Genomic DNA, 4532 nt, shown 5'->3' with positions numbered 1-4532 from the left:
GTATTCTTTCTCAAATCTGGATCATTTTGATACCTCGTCTCTGATCACGCGTGTGTAGAGATTGTGGGGAAACCATTATGTGTCCACATTGTGATGTGGCCATGGTGTATCACCAGGCTGGTGAGGAATTACGTTGTCATTATTGTGAACATCATGAACCAATTCCTACAGTATGCCCAAAATGTCATAGCAAACGTATTAAGTTCTTTGGCTCAGGTACACAAAAGGTTGAAGAAGAATTACGACAGCACTTTAAATCTGCACGTATTGCTCGACTTGATCAAGATGTGACAAAGAATAAGCAATTAGCAGAAGATATTTTACATGATTTTGGGGCCCATAAATATGATATTTTATTGGGAACTCAAATGGTATCAAAAGGGCATGACTTTAAAGATGTAACAGCTGTTGGTATTTTAACGGCTGATTCCGTTTTAAATATTCCTGTATATACTGCATCTGAACGAACTTTTGATCTGCTTACCCAGACTTCTGGTAGGGCTGGTAGAGGTGATAAAACGGGCAGTGTTGTTATACAAACATATAATCCTTTAAATTATGCTATAATAAAGAGTAAGGCTCATGATTATGTAGGCTTTTACAATGAAGAAATTCAAAATCGTAAAGCCTTAGGATATCCTCCATTTAGAGAGATGATACATATGGTAGTGCGTCATCAGAACATGGACACCTTGGAGACCATTGCTAATCGCATTGTAAGCGATTTAGAGGCTCATAAAGATAATAGCGATATTCTCATCAATGGTCCTTATGAAGCGAGTATTAAAAAGGTACGGGACATGTATCGTTTAGCGATTATGATTCGCGGTACCGATTTATCTAATTTAAAAGAATATATATATAATTCATGGATCTTTACACAAGAAGGACTTTTGATTGATGTAGATCCAGTTTAGTATAGGAGTATAAATGGCTGTATTAGATGTTGTGAAAGCAGGCCATCCCGTTTTAAAACAAATTGCGGAACCTGTAGAACATGTTAATAAAAAACTTAGAGCCCTTATCGATGATATGGCTGAAACAATGTATGAAACCGAAGGCGTTGGACTTGCTGCACCTCAAGTAGCTGTATCTAAACGAATTATCGTCGTAGATGATCATGCTGGTAGTGGTCTCATTGCTTTAATTAATCCTGAAATCACTCATGCCGAAGGTTCACAAGTGGGACCAGAGGGTTGTTTGAGTGTACCAGGTTATTTTGGTGATGTTGAAAGATTCGATAAAGTTACCGTTAAAGGAATTGACCCTCATAATAAAAAGGTAACAATTAAAGCTGAAGGATTCTTGGCGCGTATTTTTCAACATGAAATTGACCATTTAGAAGGGCATTTGTTTATTGAAAAAGCAACTAACTTACGATTGATTACGGATCATCCAGAGGAGAAAGAAATTGTCTAATCAAAAACAATTGCGCGTCGTATTTATGGGGACGCCAGACTTTTCGGTTCCTACTTTAGAAGCATTAATTAAGGCTGGACACTCTATAGTTGGTGTATACTGTCAGCCTGATAAACAAAAAGGTCGCGGTAAACAAGTTCAAATGCCACCTGTAAAAGTGGCAGCTCTGGAACATAATTTACCTGTTTTCCAACCTGTTACCTTACGGGATGAGCAAGTGCAAGCTGAATTAGAAGCATTAAAACCAGATGTAGTAGTGGTTATTGCATACGGTAAAATTTTACCGCCATGGCTTATTCGCTTACCTCAATATGGATGTATTAACGTTCATGCATCTATCTTACCTAAGTATAGAGGGGCTGCGCCGATTCATTATGCCATTTTAAATGGGGATACTAAAACAGGTGTTACCATTATGCATATGGATGATGGTCTTGATACTGGTGACATTATCGATATTGTGGAAACCGATATCTTACCTGGTGAAACGACAGGGCAATTATTTGAACGTATGGCTGTACTTGGTGGCGAAACGATTGTTCCCGTATTAACTCGTTGGGTTAATGGGGAAATTGTGGCAACTCCACAAGATGATACAATGGCTACACACACTGCCAAAATTACAAAAGAAATGGGGCAGATTGACTGGTCTAAGCCTGCTAATGAAATTGTAAATCTCATTAGAGGACTTAATCCAGCTCCTGGATGTTATACATATCTCGATGGAAAACGTTTAAAAGTATGGTCTGGAGAAGTGGTTCCCAGTGATACGACTCACTGTTTGATAGATGTTCATGGTAAACATGTACCAATTGCTATTTCAGCCACAACTGTTCCTGGTACAATCGTATCTAAAACAGCCGGGTTAGGTGTATTTTGTGGTGATGGAAATATACTTCTATTAACAGAAGTACAACCGGAAAATAAAAAGCGTATTTCTGCTACCGATTTTATTAATGGACATCAGATAAAGGAAGGTATCGTTTTTGGAGACTCAATGTAAGCAGTACGAAAAGTATCCGTTATACCTGATATTATCATCAATTACATGTGCTTTAATTACTGCCATAATCGGCTTTCTAATGTATGTGTTAGAACCGGGGCTTACACAATTACATCCTATTGCACCCATAATTATTACAGTTGTTTTTTCTGTATGTATTGGTGTTATATGGTTATTGTGCTTATCCTTGATTATTGCTAGTTTCGGTATAATACGGTTACATCCTATTGTTTTAAGACTAGCCAATCAGTTTATATATGGATTATTTCCATTATCCTTATTGATTGGTAAAGTGAGAGGGGTTACTAAGGATCAATTGCGTCAATCTATGATTGATTTGATTAATCATCTCGTGATGCTAGATATGTATACGGTTGATCCAAAACGCATATTGTTATTAACACCGCATTGTTTACAGGAAAGTTCATGTGTTCATAAGGTTACACATGACGTATACAACTGTAAGCAGTGTGGTCGCTGTCAAGTTGGTAGCTTATTACAAGTGGCTAAAGACTATGGATGTCAATTTATAGTTGTCACTGGAGGTACCTTAGCGCGAATGAAGGTAAAGGAGGCACGACCTAAAGCCATTGTAGCTATAGCTTGTGAACGAGATTTAGCTAGTGGTATGGCCGATGTATTTCCTATACCTGTCATTGGTGTTTTAAATGAAAGACCTAATGGACCATGTTGCAATACTACAGTGGATCCTGAACGAGTTCGTGCAGCAGTTGAACAATTAATTGGTAGGAAAAACGATGACTGAAGTAAAAAGTTATGAACAACAAAATATTCGATTGCTCGCAGTGAAAGCTTTGAGTGATATTAATCGTAATGGTGCTTATGCGAATATTAAGTTACAGGAGTATTTACAAAAATATCATTTATCCGATTTGGATCGACGGTTCTTTACAGAACTTGTATATGGCGTTATTCGTAGAAAAAATTACTTGGATGCTATTATTGTTCACTTTGCAAAGCGACCCTTAAAGAAACTATCTTCTATGGTTGTGGAAATCCTTAGACTTGGAATTTACCAAATTATCTACATGGATAAGGTTCCTGAAAGTGCGGCGGTCAATGAATCTGTTAAACTTGCTAAGAAGTTAACACGTGGATTATCTGGTTTTGTAAACGCTGTATTGCGATCGGTTTTGCGAGAAAGCGATAGCATTTCTATTGGTGAACTTGCGAAATCTGAAGCTGAAGAGATTTCTTTCATTTATAATCAACCATTATGGCTTGTTACTTTGTGGATGAACGAAATGGATAAAGATAAAACCGTAGACCTCTGTGCTTGGTTCAATGAGCAACCTCGTTTGACGGCCCGTATCAATACGGTGAAAGTATCAATTGAGGATTGTTTAAAAGAACTACAAGATTTAGGATGGACTGTTGAACAGGACAATAAAATTCCTGAAGCAGTGTATATAGATGGTCACCAAGGACATTTAGAAAAAGCAAAACCAGTTATAGAAGGTCATATCACCTTTATGGATAAAGCGTCTATGCTCGTTGGCCATGTAGTGGACCCTCAACCAGGGGAGCGCATCTTGGATTGTTGTGCTGCACCAGGTGGTAAGTCTATGCATATGGCAAGCCTTATGAATAATACAGGCGCTATTATGAGTTGTGATATATACGATCATAAATTAGACCTTATGAATCACAATGCTCAGCGATTGGGCGTATCTATTGTTTCTACTAAGCTCCAAGATGGTCGTTATTTACCTGATAATTGGAAGGAACAATTTGATCGTGTTTTAGTTGATGCACCATGTTCTGGCCTTGGCATTTTACAAAAGAAATTAGATATGCGTTGGCGCAAAACAGAGGATTTACTAAATGAATTACCTCCATTACAGCTTGAAATATTAGAAAAAGCGTCGGAAATGGTTAAGGTTCATGGTTATTTAGTCTATTCCACATGTACGATTAATAGCGATGAAAATGAGGATGTATTGGAAAAATTCTTAGCACCCCTGCTATACCAACTATGGAGAAAATGAGAGCTATACTTATGGCGAAGTGGCACAAGAAATAGCCAGACTGCACCTTATTTTCAAGTACTGCCAACTGCGCCGCGGCGACAAGATAGCCGTCATCGGCA

The 4532-nt window shown here is 38.0% G+C and carries 4 protein-coding genes and 1 pseudogene; all 5 read left to right on the top strand.

The window, feature by feature from the left end; all coding sequences use genetic code 11:
* Nucleotides 1-50: 50 nt before the first annotated feature.
* A pseudogene (priA, locus tag Q7P05_RS05090) lies at nucleotides 51-917 on the top strand (primosomal protein N'); the annotation flags it as partial.
* A 13-nt stretch (nucleotides 918-930) separates the two neighbouring features.
* A complete protein-coding gene (def, locus tag Q7P05_RS05085; protein ID WP_295826107.1) occupies nucleotides 931-1419 on the top strand; it encodes a peptide deformylase in 489 nt (162 codons plus the stop codon).
* On the top strand, nucleotides 1412-2422 hold the full coding sequence (gene fmt, locus Q7P05_RS05080) for a methionyl-tRNA formyltransferase (RefSeq protein ID WP_303930875.1): 1011 nt from the start codon (nucleotides 1412-1414) through the stop codon (nucleotides 2420-2422). Before def ends, fmt begins: the two co-directional genes overlap by 8 nt.
* Nucleotides 2406-3188, top strand: a complete 783-nt coding sequence (locus tag Q7P05_RS05075) for a DUF116 domain-containing protein (protein WP_303930873.1) — start codon at nucleotides 2406-2408, stop codon at nucleotides 3186-3188. Before fmt ends, Q7P05_RS05075 begins: the two co-directional genes overlap by 17 nt.
* Entirely contained in the window at nucleotides 3181-4431 is a 1251-nt protein-coding gene (gene rsmB / locus Q7P05_RS05070; protein WP_303930871.1) for a 16S rRNA (cytosine(967)-C(5))-methyltransferase RsmB, read from the top strand. The genes Q7P05_RS05075 and rsmB overlap by 8 nt, the downstream gene beginning before the upstream one ends.
* Nucleotides 4432-4532: the final 101 nt, after the last annotated feature.

Source organism: Veillonella dispar, assembly GCF_937975875.1.
Classification (GTDB): Bacteria; Bacillota; Negativicutes; order Veillonellales; family Veillonellaceae; genus Veillonella; species Veillonella dispar_B.
This window is presented reverse-complemented; position numbering and strand designations above follow the sequence as displayed.